At 41.4% G+C, this 19454-nt stretch carries 18 protein-coding genes and 1 pseudogene; 16 read left to right on the top strand and 3 right to left on the bottom strand.

The window, feature by feature from the left end; translation table 11 throughout:
• Positions 1–20 precede the first annotated feature (20 nt).
• The 5 genes from ACGTN9_RS09195 (at position 21) to ACGTN9_RS09175 (ending at position 4434) form a co-directional block, all read left to right on the top strand.
• Complete coding sequence (locus ACGTN9_RS09195; RefSeq protein ID WP_499592083.1) at positions 21–626, top strand: TetR/AcrR family transcriptional regulator; 606 nt, start codon at positions 21–23, stop codon at positions 624–626.
• A 172-nt stretch (positions 627–798) separates the two neighbouring features.
• Positions 799–2124: a uracil/xanthine transporter gene (locus ACGTN9_RS09190; RefSeq protein WP_499592081.1), complete on the top strand. Its 1326-nt coding sequence runs from the start codon at positions 799–801 to the stop codon at positions 2122–2124.
• Between the two features lie 156 nt (positions 2125–2280).
• The gene (locus ACGTN9_RS09185; protein WP_499592079.1) at positions 2281–3204 is read left to right on the top strand and encodes a VanW family protein; all 924 of its coding nucleotides are present in this window, start codon (positions 2281–2283) and stop codon (positions 3202–3204) included.
• 80 nt (positions 3205–3284) lie between these two features.
• A complete protein-coding gene (locus ACGTN9_RS09180) occupies positions 3285–3449 on the top strand; it encodes a hypothetical protein (protein WP_499592077.1) in 165 nt (54 codons plus the stop codon).
• 208 nt (positions 3450–3657) lie between these two features.
• Positions 3658–4434: an enoyl-CoA hydratase-related protein gene (locus ACGTN9_RS09175; RefSeq protein ID WP_499592075.1), complete on the top strand. Its 777-nt coding sequence runs from the start codon at positions 3658–3660 to the stop codon at positions 4432–4434.
• Positions 4435–4652: 218 nt separating this feature from the next.
• Here the strand turns inward: ACGTN9_RS09175 and ACGTN9_RS09170 are convergent, their stop codons facing one another.
• Positions 4653–5714 (bottom strand): SDR family oxidoreductase, encoded by a 1062-nt coding sequence (locus ACGTN9_RS09170; protein ID WP_499592073.1) that lies wholly within the window; start codon positions 5712–5714, stop codon positions 4653–4655.
• A gap of 292 nt (positions 5715–6006) precedes the next feature.
• Here ACGTN9_RS09170 and ACGTN9_RS09165 point away from each other — a divergent pair, with 292 nt between their 5' ends.
• The 11 genes and pseudogenes from ACGTN9_RS09165 (at position 6007) to ACGTN9_RS09115 (ending at position 17215) form a co-directional block, all read left to right on the top strand.
• Positions 6007–7332 (top strand): phenylacetate--CoA ligase family protein, encoded by a 1326-nt coding sequence (locus tag ACGTN9_RS09165; protein ID WP_499592430.1) that lies wholly within the window; start codon positions 6007–6009, stop codon positions 7330–7332.
• A gap of 197 nt (positions 7333–7529) precedes the next feature.
• Positions 7530–7931: a hydroxyphenylacetyl-CoA thioesterase PaaI gene (paaI, locus tag ACGTN9_RS09160; RefSeq protein ID WP_499592071.1), complete on the top strand. Its 402-nt coding sequence runs from the start codon at positions 7530–7532 to the stop codon at positions 7929–7931.
• Positions 7932–8192: 261 nt separating this feature from the next.
• A complete protein-coding gene (locus ACGTN9_RS09155; protein WP_499592069.1) occupies positions 8193–9341 on the top strand; it encodes an acyl-CoA dehydrogenase family protein in 1149 nt (382 codons plus the stop codon).
• Positions 9341–10456 carry a CaiB/BaiF CoA transferase family protein gene (locus ACGTN9_RS09150; RefSeq protein ID WP_499592067.1) on the top strand — a complete coding sequence of 372 codons (1116 nt, stop codon included), beginning with the start codon at positions 9341–9343 and terminating at the stop codon, positions 10454–10456. Before ACGTN9_RS09155 ends, ACGTN9_RS09150 begins: the two co-directional genes overlap by 1 nt.
• Positions 10453–11601 (top strand): thiolase family protein, encoded by a 1149-nt coding sequence (locus ACGTN9_RS09145; RefSeq protein WP_499592065.1) that lies wholly within the window; start codon positions 10453–10455, stop codon positions 11599–11601. The genes ACGTN9_RS09150 and ACGTN9_RS09145 overlap by 4 nt, the downstream gene beginning before the upstream one ends.
• Positions 11602–11604: 3 nt before the next feature.
• The gene (locus tag ACGTN9_RS09140) at positions 11605–12372 is read left to right on the top strand and encodes a 3-hydroxyacyl-CoA dehydrogenase (RefSeq protein ID WP_499592063.1); all 768 of its coding nucleotides are present in this window, start codon (positions 11605–11607) and stop codon (positions 12370–12372) included.
• Positions 12373–12423: 51 nt separating this feature from the next.
• Positions 12424–13726 (top strand): annotated as a pseudogene (locus tag ACGTN9_RS09135) (AMP-binding protein).
• A 208-nt stretch (positions 13727–13934) separates the two neighbouring features.
• Positions 13935–15035 carry a hypothetical protein gene (locus ACGTN9_RS09130; protein WP_499592061.1) on the top strand — a complete coding sequence of 367 codons (1101 nt, stop codon included), beginning with the start codon at positions 13935–13937 and terminating at the stop codon, positions 15033–15035.
• 220 nt (positions 15036–15255) lie between these two features.
• Positions 15256–15906: a hypothetical protein gene (locus ACGTN9_RS09125; protein ID WP_499592059.1), complete on the top strand. Its 651-nt coding sequence runs from the start codon at positions 15256–15258 to the stop codon at positions 15904–15906.
• A 425-nt stretch (positions 15907–16331) separates the two neighbouring features.
• On the top strand, positions 16332–16562 hold the full coding sequence (locus tag ACGTN9_RS09120) for a DUF4372 domain-containing protein (protein ID WP_499592057.1): 231 nt from the start codon (positions 16332–16334) through the stop codon (positions 16560–16562).
• A 53-nt stretch (positions 16563–16615) separates the two neighbouring features.
• On the top strand, positions 16616–17215 hold the full coding sequence (locus ACGTN9_RS09115; RefSeq protein ID WP_499592055.1) for a transposase: 600 nt from the start codon (positions 16616–16618) through the stop codon (positions 17213–17215).
• Positions 17216–17958: 743 nt separating this feature from the next.
• Here the strand turns inward: ACGTN9_RS09115 and ACGTN9_RS09110 are convergent.
• The gene (locus ACGTN9_RS09110; protein WP_499592053.1) at positions 17959–18363 is read right to left on the bottom strand and encodes a M67 family metallopeptidase; all 405 of its coding nucleotides are present in this window, start codon (positions 18361–18363) and stop codon (positions 17959–17961) included.
• Positions 18364–18370: 7 nt separating this feature from the next.
• Positions 18371–19429: a hypothetical protein gene (locus ACGTN9_RS09105; protein ID WP_499592052.1), complete on the bottom strand. Its 1059-nt coding sequence runs from the start codon at positions 19427–19429 to the stop codon at positions 18371–18373.
• Between the last annotated feature and the right edge of the window lie 25 nt (positions 19430–19454).

Raw genomic sequence — 19454 nt, 5'->3', positions numbered from 1 at the left:
TAGAGAATGGTGGGAGATTATTGCCGAAACTAACTTTTTTCAATTTACCAGAAGCAAAAAAACAGGTACTGATCCAGTCTGCGGAAAAAGAATTTTCCCGCGTCCCATTATTTAAAGCATCTATATCCAATATTGTCAAAGCTGCCGGCATTCCACGCGGCAGCTTTTATCAGTATTTTGAAGGAATAGAAGATCTCTACTTTTATTTATTGGACGAACTGGCCCAGCTTCGCAAAGATAAATTCATCGCCTTTTTGCAAAAACATGATGGGGATCTGGTTGATGCAATGATCGCGATGTTCGAGTGTATGTTGGACGAGGAAGAGAATGTCAGCTTTATGAAGAATGCCTTCCTGAATATGACACATAAAGTTGAACATAGCTTTCTCGGTATTTTCAGTGATAAAGAAAGCATCGACGAATTTGATGAAGTGAGTGAAAAGATAGATAAAAACAAGCTGAATATATCAGGGGAGCAGGAATTGTATCATGTTATGCAGATCATTACAGCAGTGACGTTCCGAAACTTTGTCGAGAAATTTGCTAAAGGATTGTCTGAAGATCAGATGATGGAGAAATATCGTATGGAAATGAATTTGTTGAAAAAAGGGATATATATCGGTTAACAGTAAAACTGCCTCAGCTTCCACCAGAGGCAGTTGTTTTTTTGGAGAAAACTTTGCCTTATTCCTATTTCTTATAGGATAATGGTTCTGTTTTGTTCTGGAAAATGGCTGGAATCTGAAAAAAGTAGTAAAATGAGAGGAATGTGACAGTTCTTAAAGAAGAGGTGGTTATATGAATCGGCTATCGTCATGGGGCACGGCTGCTGCATCGCTGCAGTGGTTGTTTTTTATTTTTGCAAACACGGTAGTTGTACCGATTTCAGTAGGTGCTGCGTTTGGATTGTCTCAGGAAGAGATTGCTTCCATTCTCAGAAGTGCACTGATTTTTACAGGGATAGCTTGTGTACTGCAAGGATGGATCGGCCACCGTTACCCACTCATGGAAGGACCTTCTGGCGTCATGTGGGGATTAATATTGAACCTTAGTGCGGCATCATCAGCAATGGGGGTGAGTTTGGCTTCTATTGGCGGAGGCATTGCTACAGGCATGATTCTCGCAGGCGTTGTCGTTCTTCTATTAGGGGTATTAAAGCTTCTTTCTTTTATGCAATTGATATTCACTCCAATGGTGATGAGCGTCTACCTGTTTTTATTGACTTTCCAATTAATTCTTATTTTCTTTGAGGGGATGCTAAAAGTTGATGCTGAGGGCGTGCTGAATATTCCTGTCAGCTTGTTTTCCTTTGGTATTGTCATCCTTGTCAGCCTGCTGAAGATAAAAGGCAAACCGGCTGTCAGTAATTTTTCTATTTTGATTGGGATGGTTGTCGGTTGGGTACTTTATCTGATAATTTTTCCATCCGACCAGGGTACTTCCATGCAATCGAATGGTGGGTTGTTATTATTTCCATTTGGAACTCCTAATCTTAATGTCGGGATTGTCCTGATCACCTTTTTAGCAAGCATGATTAACTTAAGCAATACGATTGCCTCTGTTCGCGCCGCTTCTCAATTGATGAGAAAAAGTCCGCACGAGAGACAATTCCTTCGATCTTATATGTTAACAGGAAGCTACTCGGTAGTAGCAGGTATCTTCGGACTTGTGTCGTATGCACCTTTCGCTTCATCGGTGGGATTTTTGGAAAGTACCCGTATTTTTGATCGTAAACCTTTCTTAATCGGTGGTGCCCTGATGTCATTGCTTGGTATCATTCCAATCCTTGGTGGAGTATTGGCTACTTTACCCATTACAGTAGGAAATGCTGTTTTATTTGTCGCTTATCTGCAGCTCTTTGGTACTTCGTTGAAGAGTCTGGGCGGTTATCGGTTTAATTCTGTAACTATTCATCGGTTGGCAGGTCCGGTATTGGTCGGGATCGGTATTATGTTTCTTGATCCCGCTATATTTAATCAGCTGCCAGCTTTGGTTCAGCCGCTTGTCTCAAATGGGTTTATCGTTGGAGTTTTGCTCGCCATTTTATTAGAACAGTCCGTGAACTGGGAGAAGTACGAGGAAGGTTCAGAAGTCCAGCGGGATGCTATGAAAAAAAGCGGCTAGCTTCTTTGGAACAGAAATTCCATTATAAATGAAGAGGAGTATATACAAGCAAAGGAGGAGATTATCTTCTCCTTTTTTTATGCCAAAATTTAACTTGTGTATCTCTTTCACATGAACATCGAGCATTTTTGCCATACTATCCGTGGGAGGATGCCTATGTTTACAGTGATAGTTACTTTATTACTTTTTATTCAACCGATGACTTATGATGAAGACTTGACGATTACACACGATGATGAAGTGATTCAACACATCAACCGCACTCAATTTGTTGAAAACGGACTGCTTGATACTTTTTTCAACCTGGATAAAATCCAGCAATTGATCGTACAAGTAGAGAAAGAAGTGCATGAACAGGCAAGAAATGCAAAAATCGGGAAGGATGGGGATATTAAACAGGAGAAGGTAGGTCGCCAGTTGAATCGGGAGAAATTTACAGAAGGCCTGTTCAGCTATTTGTATGGGAGTGGTGGTTCGAATATAGAGGTGCCGGAAATAACGGTCCACCCGAAAGTGGACAGTGAACTGCTGGCGAACATTCGAACGCAGGAAATCGGTAGTTACGTCACTTATTTCAATCCTAAAAATAAAGAGCGATCTCACAATATACGGCTCGCTGCTGAAGCCATCGATAGCCATGTGGTCTTTCCAGGCGAGACATTTTCTTTCAATGAGGTAGTAGGCAAACGGACGAAAGAGAAAGGTTATAAACCTGCCCCGGTTATCGTCAAAGGGGAAGTCACAGAAGGAATAGGCGGTGGAATATGTCAGATCTCATCCACGATGTATAATGCTGTTGATAATGCAGGGGTCGAAATTCTTCAACGCTACTCGCATAGCAAACGTGTCCCTTATGTACCGGAAGGAAGAGATGCTACTGTCAGCTGGTATGGCCCGGATTTTACCTTTAAGAATGTCTACAATCAGCCATTGCTGATTCGGACAAAAGTGACCAATGGACATGTAAGCATCAACGTGTATTCTTCGGATGTAGTCGACTTCGAATCAAGGAAGATTCCTGGAGCAACGAAGAAACTGCCTGAGGAAATCGAGCTGGATTCAACTGAAGAAGGCGAATAACAGAGCAGACCTTAGGACAGGCTGCTCTGTTATTGGTTAAATTAACTATATAATCTACGAAAGCAGGTGGAACTATAGAAATGGAATTTGCGCATTTAAGTGAGGATCAGATAAGAAGAATTATGGAGTTAGAAAGCGAATTGGGTTATATATTGATTGCATATAATAACGGAAATCATGGCTTTTCAACATCTGATGAAAAAGTTGACTATTATGCGATGCTCCATGGAACGGTGGAAGAATAGAAAGAGCTGACAATAGAGGTGCTGTCAGCTCTTTGCTTATTTATTGTCCAATGTTTTATTTGTTCCCTTTTACAAGTATACCTTGACGGCCGTACTCAGTTCGCTCTTACAAATATTCGCTTATTTTTACAGGTGATCGAAGATTCGTGTCGAATCATTAAATTAAGTGAAATGGTGTTTAAAATTCATAAAACTTGGGGGATTAATCGTGGGAAAAGTTTTATTTGAGAAAGATGGGCATCTTGGCCGAATTACCATCAACCGGCCGGATCAATTGAATGTTTTTGATTATGAAACGCTTGCTGTGTTAGGAGAAATTGTTGAAACCATTCAGGCGGATAAAGATGTTCGGGCGGTCATCGTCACAGGTGCAGGAGAGAAAGCTTTTAGTGCCGGAGCTGATTTAAAAGAGCGCAGAACATTGTCAGAAAAGGAAGTACGCCGCAATGTACGGGCAATCCGCGATGTCTTCACAGCGATTGAGGAACTTCCTCAGCCAACAATTGCGGCCATCAATGGCTATGCCCTCGGAGGAGGTCTGGAGTTGGCTCTCGCCTGTGACTTCAGGTATGCCGTGTCTGATGCTGTCATGGGACTCACCGAAGTGAGTTGGGCGATCATACCTGGGGCAGGTGGAACACAGCGTTTGTCGAGATTAGTCGGGACGTCACGGGCAAAGGAGTTGATTTTGACCGCTCGCCGAATCGATGCTGAAAAAGCGTTGAATATCGGGATGGTCAATGAGGTGTTCGACCGGAAGGATTTACTGAACGGCGCAAATGCTCTTGCTCATGAAATCAAGAAAAATGGTCCACTGGCTGTCACTCAGGCTAAATATGCCATCAACCATGGTAACAATGTAGATATACATACTGGCTTGGCGATTGAAGCAAAGGCTTATGAAGTAATCATTCCGACAGAAGACCGAATCGAGGCATTGGAAGCTTTCAAAGAGAAGCGGCCAGCCAATTTTAAAGGGAAATAGCAGAAAAAGGGTTGTCCTCCTGTGGGGCCAGCCCTTTTGTTATAGGTTAGGAAATTATAAAATTTTCTTTTTGTGGGTAATTTTTGGTAGTGGGTGTCATCCAGCTCCAGCGCCTACCCCCTCGAGGTCTTAAGTCAAACCTCTCTGTGACAAAGAACGTCACGCCGAGGCTTGTCTTAAGCTTGTCGGGGGTGAGCAAGGCGCTTGCGCTTTTGTTTTTATTGATCGAACGTAAAATAGGCGCCAATGATCATTTCCAGCATCTCGCGTGACATATGAAGGTGATCGGTATCGGTTCCGCTAATCAACTGTTGGGTATTGTCATCTTTAAACGTGATATCACTAGCTAAATAAACTTTGAACGTATCGATCATTTCATTCAATTTTTCTTCTTCTGGACTAAGCTGATAATTATGGTGGTCGTCTACTGTAGTCAATCGGTGGAAATCCAAAGCATCCTGGAACATATCGAGCACTTCTGCATTGGTCGGAGGGCTTGGATTGGTAATATTATAAATTCCGTAAGGTTCTGCTTTCGTTATAGCAAGTGCCAAAATTTCTGCTACATAATCGACTGGGACAAAATTGGAGGTGCCAGCCGGATTGGCGACCACCCGGTAAAGACTATCATTTTCAGCATCATTTTTACGTTCAACTCTACGCCTGAAAATATCCAATGCCCGCATAAAGCCATAAAGCGTGAACTCCGAATCCGCTTCCCCAGTTTTCGAATCGCCCACAATGATGGATGGCCGGAAAATGGACACATCCATTTCATCTCCATAGCTGAACACCAGATGTTCCGCTTTTACTTTACTTTCTTCATATGGGTTATGGTAACTCTCATCTTCCGGGTAGAGGTCCTCGACTCCTGTGTGCCTCTTCCCGACGGTATAAGCGGTACTTACATAGAAGAACTTAGGCACCTGGAGTTTTTTTGCGAGTTCCAGGGCATGCTTTGTACCCTCGTAGTTAATGGCAAATAACTCGTCTCTGAGAGATTCATCAAATTTTACCAGGGCTGCGGAATGATAGAAGCAATCAATTTTACCGGCAAGCGAGCTGATACGTTCCTCTTCCATGCCGAACGATGGAAGTGTAATGTCGCCGGTTATCAAATGGACTCGGTGTTGTTCTTCCTTGGTGAAGCTGTCTTTCAATCGTTCTGCTTTTTTACGGTTTCTTGCGAGGATATATAAGTGGTGGCTTGTCCCGTGGATCAGTTCCTTCATGACTTTTCCTCCGAGAAAACCGGTGGAGCCAGTTAATAATATGTTCAAAGGTGTTCACTCCCGTAATTCATTTCCCTTAGTCTTTCCCGATAAAAGATACTGGCGAAACTCCTGTGTACCTGCTCCGCTTAAAATACTGTATTTTTTCATTCCTGTCAAAACTTTGTTTAACCGTAATAATTTCAGAAAATTCGAAAATAACATTGACTTTCCATTATTTTAACGTTAAATTTAGTGTTAAATAACATAATAATTGTATGTCGTATTATTTACGTCATATTAATAGTTTATTTGTTTGGTGATGTCAGGGGCTAATACTATGCAAGGGGAGAGATGGGAAATGATATTGCACGGAGTTGAAAGCGCTTCACCAGAAGATAGGAAAGAAATGCAGTTAAAAAGACTGCAGGAGACCGTTCACCGTGTTTATGAAAAAGTACCTTTTTTCAAACAAAAGTTCGATGAAATGGGTTTAGTACCTGAGGATATTCGTTCGCTGGATGATGTGACCAAGCTGCCGTTTCTTGAGAAGAAAGCGCTGAGGGATAACTACCCATTTGGCTTATTCGCGGTAGATCGTAGTGAGTTGGTGCGTATCCATGCTTCATCCGGGACCAGCGGAAAGCCTACGGTTGTCGGCTATACCAAAAATGATATCTGTATGTGGTCGGAATTGGTTGCACGAGCCATTACTATCGGCGGAGGTAAGCCGGGCGAGGTACTTCATAACGCTTATGGTTACGGGTTATTTACAGGTGGCCTGGGGCTTCATTGCGGAAGTGAAGAATTGGGAATGGCTACTGTGCCGATTTCGGGTGGAAACACAGAACGCCAGATTACTTTGATTGAGGATTTCAAACCGACTGTCATTTGCGGAACACCATCTTACCTTTTGAACATTGCCGAGCATATGGAACAGGACGGAAAAGACCCCCGTCAGACATCATTGAAATATGGCATATTCGGAGCTGAACCTTGGTCAGAAGAAATGCGACGTACCCTGGAAGAAAAATTCGATATCAAGGCGTGTGACATTTATGGGTTAAGTGAAGTGTTAGGGCCTGGGGTGGCCATGGAATGCCATGAAGCACAAGACGGGCTACATATTGCAGAAGACCATTTCCTCGCTGAAGTAATCGACCCTGATACACTTGAACCTGTACCCGATGGCGAAGATGGTGAACTCGTTTTCACCAGTTTGACGAAGGAAGCATTCCCGGTCATACGTTACCGGACAGGTGATATTGCTTCTTTGCAACGCGGCAAGTGTAAATGCGGAAGGACGACTGTCAAGATGTCCCGGGTGAAAGGTCGGATTGATGACATGCTGATTATCAGAGGGGTGAATGTGTTCCCTTCAGAAATTGAACATTATCTGTTGAGTGTCGAGGATATTGTTCCTCATTACCAGCTCCATGTCTTTAAAAAGGGAAGCATGCAGCATGTAGAACTCCAAGTAGAGGTAGACGAACCCTTTTACAATCGCATCCAGGAAGATCTGGATCACCCCGATGTAGTGAAGCTTGGTAAGCACATACAGAAAGTAATGAAAAACCATTGTCTTATTTCTGTTGATGTTAAAGTTCTTGGACCGAAGTCGGTTCCTCGATCGGAAGGAAAAGCAGTGCGGATAGTCGACCGTACCAATGATGCTATCGAGGTGTAAAAAGCGTATGGATATGATGAATATATTCGTTTGGTTAAATCAACGTAATAGAATTATATTTCTTAAGGGAGAAAGGATGTAATTTTAGATTCGTTGCAATTTTGAACTCCCGGTGGGAATGAACGTTTAAATAATAAATTAAGCAAGGAGGGGACGTCGAATGGGATGTCCCTTTCCTGTATGGGGGAGAATGAATAATGAAAGAAGCAATTTTAGAACGGGTATCCAGAGATCCGTATGCCAGATTCCTGGGAATAGAAATTGACCATGTCGGTGAAGGAGAAGCAACAGTTTCGATGACGATCACAGAGAATATGATGAATTTTCATGGAGCGGCTAACGGAGGCGTCCTATTCTCCCTGGCAGATGTAGCATTTGCGATCGCCAGCAATTCTTATGGTCAGACAGCGGTCGGTATTAATGTAAATATGAATTATATGCGTGCGGGAATGCTTGAGGATAGAATTATTGCTACCGCAACCGAAGAATCAAAGAATCCGAAGCTCGGCCTGTACCGGATGATGGTTAAAAATGATGCGGGAGAGCTGCTGGCAACTGCTGATGGGATGGTTTACCGTAAAAAAGAGATATTTGCGTAAAGACGGACATCTAGATGTCTGTCTTTTTTTCTGCAGCTTCGTTAAGTCAGCATGTTTATGTGTTAAAGAAGAATCATTATAAGTTAGAGTAGTATGTATCTCTGTGAGGGAAGAATACCTCTGAATTATGGTTGAACATATCACTGATAGGGCGCTATAAGTGCTCGGTCTTGCTGATAAATTATTTTCCCTTACTTGCAAAATAAGGTAAAATAATTATAGTCTGAATTTTCATATGAATTAAATGTAAGGGGGTTTAACATGAAGGCAGCTTACATAAAAGAAGAACATGATATTTTAAGGGAAGCGTTGCGCAAGTTCTTAGAGAAAGAAGCTTATCCCTATTTTGATGAATGGGAGCGAAATGGGCTGATCCCCAGGTCTTTTTGGGAAAAGATGGGGGAACAGGGGTATCTATGTCCCTGGCTGGATGAACAGCATGGAGGGGTTGAGGCAGACTTTGGCTACTCGGTTATCATCAATGAGGAACTGGAAAAAGTGGGTACCGGCCTGATTGGAATCGGCTTACACAGTGACATTGTTGTCCCATACCTTGAGCAATACGGTACAGATGAACAAAAGAAGCGTTGGCTGCCTAAATGCGCGACAGGAAAAATTATTACAGCGATTGCTATGACCGAACCCGGTGCTGGTTCTGACCTGGCTGGCATCAAAACATCGGCAGTCCGTGACGGAGACGACTACATAGTAAATGGAGAGAAGACGTTTATCACGAATGGCATCCAGGCAGACTTAGTGCTTGTCGTCTGTAAAACTAATCCGAAAGCAAAGCCTGCACATAAAGGAATAAGCCTGCTAGTTGTGGAAAAGGACACACCTGGTTTTTCAAAAGGGAAAAAACTTAATAAAATTGGCTTGCATAGTCAGGACACGGCTGAATTGATTTTTGAAGATGCCAGAGTACCCGCCTCTAACTTGATCGGTGAAGAAGGCGAAGGTTTCTACTATTTAATGAAAAATCTCCAGCAGGAACGGCTGATTGTCGCTATCGGGGGCATTGCAGCCTCGGAAAGGATGCTGGAAATCACTACGCAATACGTTAAAGATCGTAAAGCATTCGGGAGAAGTATCGCATCTTTTCAAAATACACAATTCAAACTGGCAGAACTCGAAACTGAAGTAGAAATCGGCCGGACATTCCTGGACCGCGTGATAGATTCCCATATCAAAAGGGAGGATGTCGTCAAAGAAGTATCGATGGCCAAATGGTGGATTACCGATCTTACCAAGAAAGTGGCAGAGGAATGTATGCACCTGCATGGTGGTTATGGCTATATGGAAGAATACGAGATTGCAAGAAGGTATCGGGACGCACCGGTTTCCGCTATTTATGCAGGATCCAATGAAATTATGAAAACGATTATCGCTAAAAAGATGGGGTTGGAATGATGGAGCGAATGCTCGAGGGAGTCCGTGTCCTGGACTTTTCGAGGTATCTCCCAGGTCCTTATGCTACATTGAGACTGGCGGAGAAAGGAGCCGATGTCGTTCTGGTGGAACCACCTGAAGGTGAACCCGCACGAAGTTTGAACAGTACCGTCTTTACTGTAAACAATCGAATGAAAAGAAGTATTATGCTTGATTTAAAAGAGGCAAATAACCAGACTACAGCGCTTGAACTTGCTTCAAAAGCTGATGTTATTGTAGAAAGCTACCGTCCAGGTGTTATGAAACGGATGGGACTTGATTATGCAAAAGTGCAGGAGCACAACACAGGCATCGTCTACTGCTCGATATCGGGCTATGGGCAGGACACTACCCAAATGAGTTCTCTGGCTAGTCATGATTTGAATTATATGGCACTTAGTGGCATGCTGTCGCAGCTGAAAGATGAGCATGGAAAGCCAGTTCATCCTTCGATTCAGATTGCTGATTTTATCGGAGGATTGACCGCATCGGAGATGATACTCTCTGCGCTTGTACAACGTTTTCGGACTGGGGAAGGCTTCTATCTCGACGTGGCACTGACAGATGGTCTTTATGCAATGTTAAATACCAACGTTGCCCTTGCAAAAGAAAGTGGTTATAACAAAGGAATTAAAGAAATCAGTGGAGAAAAAGTATGTTATCACATCTATGAAACAATGGATGGACGTTATATAGCTCTTGCCGCATTGGAACCTAAATTTTGGCGTTCATTTTGTCAGTTTGCTGGTAGAAATGATTGGGTCGAACATCAATTTACTCGTGCGGAAAAGGGCTTTCCTATTTTTGAACAAGTAAGCGCTTACTTTTGTTCTAAACCACTAGAAGAGTGGATGGAAATCTCGTTACAAGTGGATTGCTGTTTGACTCCGGTCATGGAGATCGGAGAGTTGGAACATCATCCATTATGGAAGCAGCGCACGATGGAGATCAGGGAAGGCGGCTTAACACAACTGGCTACCATGTACCCAGCGCCTGCCATGAAAAAACGTCCTCCTAAAAAAGGAGAGCACCAGACAGAAATAGTAGAAACGTGGCTCCAGAAAGGAGTCAATTCAACAGGAGGAGATAACCAATGAGAGAAGTTGTCATCGTTGAAGCGGTCCGCAGTCCAGTTGGAAGGAGAAAAGGGCTGCTGAGTGAAAAGCGGCCGGACGATTTATTAGGAGATGTTTTAAAGGAATTGGTGGACCGGGCACAGGTTGACCCGGCAACTGTGGAAGATGTGATTGCAGGTTGTGTGTCCCAAGTCGGAGAGCAAGGGATGGATATCGCCCGTACAGCTGCCTTGATAGCAGGTTTCCCGAAAGAAGTACCCGGGGTGACCATCGACCGCCAGTGCGGATCGAGCCAGCAGGCGGTTCACTTTGGAGCTCAGGCGATTGCCAGTGGTGACATGGAAACAGTAGTTGCCTGTGGTGTTGAAAATATGACACGCGTTCCAATGTTCTCTAATATTCAAGGGACGGAACACAGTAAAAGACTTACGGACCATTATGAAATCATCAATCAAGGGCTGTCTGCCGAGCGGATTGCTGAGCACTGGGGATATTCAAAGCAGGAGCTTGACCAGTTTGCTGTGGAAAGCCATGAAAAAGCACTGAATGCAATAAAGGAAGGACGTTTTAAAAAAGAAATCATGCCGGTGACCGATCGGAATGGAACAGTTAATTTAATGGATACCGATGAAGGGCCGCGGCCAGGAACTTCACTTGAAACGTTGGCAGAACTAAAGCCTGCCTTTAAGCAAGACGGAAAGATAACGGCCGGGAATGCCAGTCAAATCAGTGATGGTGCCTCGGCAGTGCTTCTTATGTCGCGTGAAAAAGCGGAGCAGCTGGGCTTGAAACCACGCTTCAGAATTGTAGCAAGGTCCGTAGTTGGTTCGGATCCTACATTCATGCTGACAGGGCCTGTTCCTGCCACTTATAAAATACTGCAAAAAGCTGGACTAAGTTTAGAAGATATGGACTTGTTTGAAGTGAATGAAGCCTTTGCACCAGTTCCTTTATTCTGGTTGAAAGAGACAGGTGCAGATCCTGCTAAGCTGAGTGTCAATGGAGGAGCGATCGCACTTGGTCATCCTCTTGGGGCGACTGGAACGAGACTGATGACCACCTTAGTCCATGAATTAGAGCGGACAGGAAAGCGGTACGGCTTGCAGGCTGTCTGTGAAGGAATGGGCATGGCAAACGCAACTATCATCGAACGATTGGAGGAATGACAAATGAAGCTTAAAAATATCGTAGCAATCGTGACTGGCGGCGCGTCCGGACTTGGAGAAGCCACTGTAAGAAAAATTATCACAGCTGGCGGAAGAGTAGTGATTGCAGATCGAAATGAGGAACGTGCTGCAGACCTGGCCCAGGAACTTGGTGATCGTTGTCTGTTTCATACGACAGACGTAACCTCTGAACAGGATATCAACCAGCTGCTGGATTTGACGATCGATCAATTCGGGAATCTTAACGCAGTCATCAACTGTGCCGGCATTGCAATTGCTGAAAAAGTTGTCGGGAAAGAGGGAGCCCATGATTTGGGCAGTTTTTCTAAAGTGATCGAAGTCAATCTGATCGGTACTTTCAATATGATCCGTCTGGCAGGGGAAAGGATGCAAAGCAATGATGTTAATGCGGATGAGGAACGCGGAGTAATTATCAATACAGCTTCCGTCGCCGCTTTCGAAGGGCAGATTGGACAAGCAGCCTACAGCGCCTCCAAAGGTGGAGTAGCCAGTATGACCCTTCCGATTGCCAGGGAATTTGCCCGCTATGGGATAAGAGTCATGACGATAGCCCCGGGTTTATTTGAAACCCCAATGTTCGCGACACTTCCGGAATCCGCTCGTGAGGCGCTTGGTAAGATGACCCCGTTCCCGAGCAGGTTAGGACGGCCGGCAGAATATGCTGAGCTTGTGGCAAGCATCATTGGTAATCCGATGTTGAACGGGGAGGTGATCCGGTTAGACGGAGCGATTCGGATGCAGCCAAAATAAGAAAAGTAGAGATGACTGGCAATTCAACTTTTAATAAGGGGAGATGAATCGATGGGACCAACCTTGCGTAGCATGTTTGAACAGACGGTGGCGAAATATCCGGAGAAAGAGGGATTAGTTGATGTTCGCTTAGTTAAACGGTGGACGTATAGGGAGTGGGATGAGGAAGTCAATTGTCTTGCTAATACATTAAAGGATGCTGGAGTCAATAAGGGAGATAAAGTATCAACCGTATTATTTAATACAGCAGAGTTTGCGACTACGTTATTCGCCTGTATAAAAATAGGGGCAGTTTTCAACCCAATCAACTTCCGTTTGACCGCGAAAGAAATCACTTTCATTTTACAGGATGCCGATCCTAAGGTTGTTTTATTTGAAAAAGCGACCCATCCCCAGGTAGAACAAAGAACGCGGACTAAGTGTCGCTCCTATGTTCCATTGTGCTGAGCTGCACTGCGCCTTTTTCCCGCGGGTGATGATGGGGGGAACCAATATCATCATGCACCATTTCGATCCTAAGCCACTTATTCAAACGGTAAAAGAAGAAGCGATCACTACCTTTTTTGCTGCCCCGACGATGTGGAACATGATGCTGCATGAAGACTTGTCTGATGCTGACTTTTCTACTTTGAATAAAGGGTTGTATGGCGGTGCTCCAATGGCCCCGGCACTAGTGAAGAATTTACATGATACATTAGGAATACGTTTGTTCGAAGCCTATGGTATGACGGAAATGGGACCGGCCATTACAGTGCTGACCGAGGATGAACAAATTGACAAGGCAGGGTCAGCAGGAAGGGCCTTGCTGAATCATGAAGTCAAAGTGGTCCGAACTAGAGAGGACGGACCAGCAGATCCCGCGGATATATGCGAACCAGGGGAGCTCGGAGAAATTATCGTCCAGGGTCCAAGCATGATGCCAGGATATTATAATCGCCCAGAGGCGACGGAGGAAGTAATGTATAAAGGCTGGTATCATTCCGGTGACATCGGTTCGTTCGATGAAGAAGGCTACCTCTGGGTGAGTGATCGAGTAAAGGATATGATTATTTCCGGCGGGGAAAACATCTACTCCCGGGAAGTTGAGGATGTCCTTTTCGATCACGAACAGGTAATGGATGCCGCTGTCATTGGTGAACCGGATGAGATGTGGGGAGAACGTGTGGTCGCTTATATTGTGAAAAAAGACGATTCACTCACAGAGAAAGAGTTAGATGAGTTTTGTACGGCTAATGAGCGGCTTGCTAGATATAAACGTCCGCGCCGTTATGAATTCGTTAAGGAATTGCCTCGTAATGCCAGCGGGAAGCTGCAAAAGTTCAAGTTGAGGGAAGAATTAGCAAAGGAAATTTAAAGAATCCAGGGATCTATCCCTGGATTCTTTAGGTTTAAGACACTTTTTATAGATTATACATAAGCATTCTTAAATCATGGTTTTATATCTTCCTCTCCCAGAGGAAAAATTCTCATTTTTTTGAAATCCAGTCATAAATTTATAAGAGGAAACATTAATCATTGAGTTATATTATAAGTTTCATTTTTAAAAGATAGGGGGATGAAGTGTGAGGAAAAGAAATAGCTTTCCGCCACAATTTGAAATGATGAATGCGATCTCAGAAGAGAACAAGAAATTAATGGATGAGCTAGAAAAGCTTAAGTTGGAGAATGAAAAACTCTATAAAGAAAATTACAGATTCAAGACAAAATCACATCAACTTTATTTAAATAATGAAAGAATGACAGAAGAACTTAGAAGAAGCAAAGAACTTATGCGAAACAATCTGCGTGAAAGTAAAGAAGAGCAAAACCTCTTAAGAGAACAGGAAAAAGAGCAAAATTTTTCAGAATTCCAACATTATATGCAGGAATTGAAAGAACGCCTCTCAGAAACGGAAGAATCTTTGAAAGAAGAAAAACAAACTTCAAGAAAGCTTAAACAACAGAATGAGTCATATCTTAAGGAAATCATCGCTTTTAATGAAGTAATAAATTACAAAAAAGAAAAATACCGAACTTACCAATCACAATTATATTTATTAAAGAAAGATATTGAAAATTTTCATAAGAATTATTTAATTTCCCAGCAAGTTGTAACATCGTTAAGAGCTGAAAATTGTCATCAGAAAGATAAACTACATGAGTATCAAAAGGAATATGAGAAAAGGGAGCAGGCAATTTGGGGTGCTTTTGAGAAGCTTAATATAAATTATAAAAAGTCCATACTTGCTAAACAGAAATTAATTGAAAAAATAAGGGTTAAGGAAGGAAATATATCTAATCTCGAAGATACCTGTCGTATTTTGACAAATTGCCAGGCAGAAAATATGAAGAAGCTTGATGAAACAGAAAATAAATTAAAAGAAAAAGAAAAAGTAAATACATTATTAAAGACTCAGATAAAAAAGTTTGAGGGTGAAGTGGATCGTCTGCAAATGGAAAATAATTATTTTCAGACCAAAAAAGAAAAAGGAGATGAAGATATAAGTGAATGGACGAAGAAATATAGTTATCTTGAGGAAGAAATGCATGAAAAAATAAGAGAAATACAAAAATTAAAAAAAAGCCTAATAAAAACAATCGACAGGGAACAATCCCTCCGTAATGAATTCAGAAAACTAAAAAAAGATAATAAACCTAAAAAAGTTAGAAAAGAATTATTTTAAAATAATCAATCTAAATAAAATAAAACGTTTTTTTAAGAACTTACTTGCTGTAAATGAAGTTTCAAGAAGCGTTTCAGGAAACCAAGTATATACCTAGTGTGAAAAAAGCATATAAAAAGCAGGGGGAACTCTGCTTTTTTACATATGTCCATACTTTCGTAACCTTTCAGCCCATCCTTACATATATATAATATAAACGTCAACCTGGGGAGGTTACGGTATGAACAAAAACAACATGGAAGACCCGATACAGCTTCAGCAGAAAATCATTTATTTCAAAGCGGAACTGGCTAAGTATAAAGAGAAAGTGAAAGATTATCAGGAAAACTATCATTATGCCCATCTGGATAACTTAAAAGAACAAAACATTCAGCTGATGGAAAATAACGCGGAATTAGATTATCGAGTAGAACGGATGGAGAAAGAGTTGCAGGCTGCTGAGGAAATCATTGCAGAGCAGCAAAGTGATCGCTCAAGGATGCAAATTAGAAATAAATCCTTACAGGAGCTTCTGCAAAAGCAGGAATGCGAATTCCAGGTTATAAAAGAGAATTTATTGGCCAAGAATGAACATATCCAGAAAGAGAACGAGAAGTTGCAAACCAAGTTGATCGGTCTAAAGCAGGCCCATAGGGAACTACAGGAAAAATATCAGAAAACTTCAAAGCAGCTGGCTAACTATGAGGAGGCAGAACAACTGCTGAGAAGCCAAATAGAGCGGTACCATTCAAATGAAGAAAAAATTAACGGATGGGAAAAATGGAAGCAGGCAAAAGAGGAAACAATTGAAGAATTGACTCAGGATAACCTTATTTTAAAATCACAGGTTGAAAAGTTGAAAGCAAAATTGGATAACAAAGAATCAATTTAAGTACGGTCATGGTGCGGAAGAGTGGTAAGATAGTTATTGGGGTGAGACGTCTTTCGGCTTTATTAATGGGTTGGCAAGATGAATACTTTCACTTTAAGAACCTTTACTTCAGCCTTTCGATAATAAGCAGTTAGTTCATCGCCAGGGGCCAGTTGGCTATCTTACTTGAAGCTCGCTCATTAGATAGTACGGTACCTGGTAAAAAACAATATTTTTAACGAGCATTCTTAATTGGGGATGCTCTGTTTTTATAGTCTATGAAATTACACTAGCGTTGCATAAAACTTCTTTGTATTTGTCAACCCTCATTATCAGGTGAATATTTTCCTTTTATGGGATTTTATAGTCTTTTAAGCCATAAAAAAACCCCTAATACTTGGGGGGAGGTCGGTACCTTGTCTCATCCTAAACATAAGGAGACAACCATGGACAAGCATACCATAAATACAGTTTTTACGGAATACATCCACCCGATTAATGAAAAAGTTATTGAGGCAATGGTTGATTATATGCAGCTCGATAACTTTACCAAAAAGCTTTATAGTCTTCCTTTTCTCAAACTTACGATTTACGCTCAATTGACAAGGTTCGACAGCCTAAAAAGATTAGTTTTAAAGTCAAACGTAACAAGCGCTTTCAACGGATCTTGGGATTAAAAAGTATCAGAAAATCGCAACTCTCCCGGAAGCTCTCAGAGCTTCCTCCTGCCTTGTTTCAAGCCGTCTTTCATCACCTGGTCCAACAAGTTCATCAGGAGTTAGGGGAAGTGAATGGAGATAAAGCTTTAGAGAAGGTTCATTTGATTGATTCTTCAACGATTTCCATGTGCTTAACCCAACATGAATGGGCTGATTTTCGCGAAACGAAAGCCGGGGTTAAAATTCATACTCGGGTCGTCTTCCGCGAAGAGTGTACCTTTCCCGACAAGGTAATCGCAACACCGGATAGACCGGCGGTCGCTACCCAATTGAACGCGTTAATGGTCGTCGATGAAGGAGCGCTGAACGTATTTGATCGTGGCTATTATAATTTTGAGAAGTTTGATGAGTACTGCGAAAAGAAAGTTCGTTTTTGTACGTGTATTAAGGACAATACCATCATTGAGGTCATCGAAGAATGTGATATAGACCCATCTATGTCCGTTCTTCTGGAAACTATGGTAAAGTTAAGAAAAATGAAGCACCCTGTACTGTTAATTGAGAACGAAGACAGCCAAGGAAACCTCATTAGAATCTACATGAATGATGCCAAAAGAAGTGCTCAGGTCGAGCACCTCGATGATTTAACATACGATCTAATCATAATTTAAACAAATGGAAATAAAAGGATAAGGATCACCTTCACTAAGTCCCCCCTTATCCTTTTGGCTAATGAAATAGAAAAATCAATAACTGAATGTTTTGAAATGGAATGAAAAGGATTTTTTCCATTTTTTACTTTTGACATTCCGATTATTTTTTTATGCAACGCTAGTGAGGAAATTATAAAAATAATGGTTGTGGATAACATTTTGTTGTGGGTCGCATCCATCCATCAAAAAGAAAAAATTTCTTCTACGCCTCGTGCTTGATTTCATCAAAGATTTACATCCATTTCAATTCTACTGAATTTGGACCCCATCTTGACTTATACATTTAATAACTTCCCAATTACATTCCCTTATTGATAAGCTATTGTAGTATTGTAATCGAAACTCTATGTACTAAGAATGAAAGGGAGGAGGTTGTTTGCCTCCCCTCTTTTTCTAGGTGGATCACCTAAATAATTTATATAATAAGTCATTACAATTTATTGAAGACCGTACTGATATTTATCTTATTCGGAAGATGATAGTAATGGTCTAAATTTTTCTCTTCTTACCACAACAGCCGCCTCTACTGACAGGCCTTTTTTTAACTAATGAAGCATCCAATACGATTGGCTCATCTGTCGATTTGAAAAACCTATTTTGGTAAACTTTTTTTCCTTTGGAAGTCCTTCTCATCAAAAAAATCAACTCCTTCTATTGATAATATATTGTACTCGGGACTTTCTAATAAGTACGGGCTTTTACTATGTTCTTATTAAAAAAGGGCACTCCTTATAGTTGCCTTTATTAATAATGTAAGTTTTGAGGGAGGGCTGTGCAGTTTTATAGGAAACAATTGCCATCTTCACATTCTTATCTGGGTGGTTGATGAGGTCATACCTTGAGGGAATAGGTGCTGTTGTCGGGTGTGAGTGATAAATTGCAATTACCAGTTCATTTCGTATTTTAATTTCGTTAAGGGTTTGTGCGACTATCTTCTCGCTTACAAAAAAACGTCTGTCTGACTTCCATTCATTATCCAATGGCCATATAGAGGTTATATCATCCTTGTTTCCTGCCAAAAGGCCGCAAGCTTCATAGGGTAAACAAGATTTACCGTGTTCAACAAGCTGATTATATATAGTGTTTGAAAGTGTAATTTTGTTCATTACCATGTCAATCCTTTTTTTGGAAAATCGAGAACAGAGATGAAAACTCAATTTTCTTTTGGCTTTTAGGATGGGTCTCCTCGTTTGTTTCTTGTTGTGCTTGCTTTTTCATATCTTGTTCAGTTATGTCGTTATTTTTTGGTGTTGAAGCTTTGGAATCAACATGTGTGCTTTTAAACTCATTATTTTTAATAAGGTTTTCACTGGAATCCTGTGATTTTTTTGCTTGTTTTTGTTTAGAAAGCTTACTTTGGATTTCTTCAGTTATATTTTCTGTTGGATTCACTGCAGAGCGTTGTTTTTCTGGTGATTTGGATAACTGGTTAGCTTTTTTTTTTCCTTGTTGTTTGGAATAGATGATATTTTTATTTAATTCATTCTGAGATTGCTGAAAAGTTCTTCTCTTAGATTTTCCCCTTGATAAGGTGTTTTGCCCACCTGTCGAAGGTATATTGGACTGATGTTTTTGGCTGCTGGTTCTTGTGAAGCTGGAATTTTGCCTGCTGAATGATTGAGATGGCTGCTCTACGTTCCTGTAAGATTGGAGCATATTTTGCAGCTGTCGGTACTCCGATTTTCTTGGATTTTGAGCTTTTTGATTATTCTCCTGGTTAATGACGACTTGGTCTTGAATTTGTGCTATATCCTCTTTTAGTCGGTCGATTTCTCTAATGCTTTCCCTGAAATGACTGTTTTGAGAATAAATAACTGTATTTATTTTCTCCATCAATTCATTAATATTAAGCTGATCAACTTTATCTATTACTTTACTGATATCTTCTTTTAACTGGCTCATCATTTTATTAACATTTGCCATATAATCAGAAAAATTTTCTTCCCTCTCCTCAAAATCGGTTAATTGCCTCTGGTATTTCTCTTCCATACTTTTCATTTCTCCTTCTAATCTAATAAGTTTTGAATGAGTTTCATTAAACTCGTGCTTGATTAGAAGATAATCGTCCACAGCTTCCCCTTTTTTTACTACGTTAAGGGTTTGTTCATACACCTTAAGCTGATGTTTCAATCGCTCAATGTCATCGGTGCTATATAACTTGTATTTATACATCACTCATCACCCTTTTGCAGCACAT

Source organism: Halobacillus sp. B23F22_5 (assembly GCF_043497085.1).
Classification (GTDB): domain Bacteria; phylum Bacillota; class Bacilli; order Bacillales; family Halobacillaceae; genus Thalassobacillus.
This window is presented reverse-complemented; position numbering and strand designations above follow the sequence as displayed.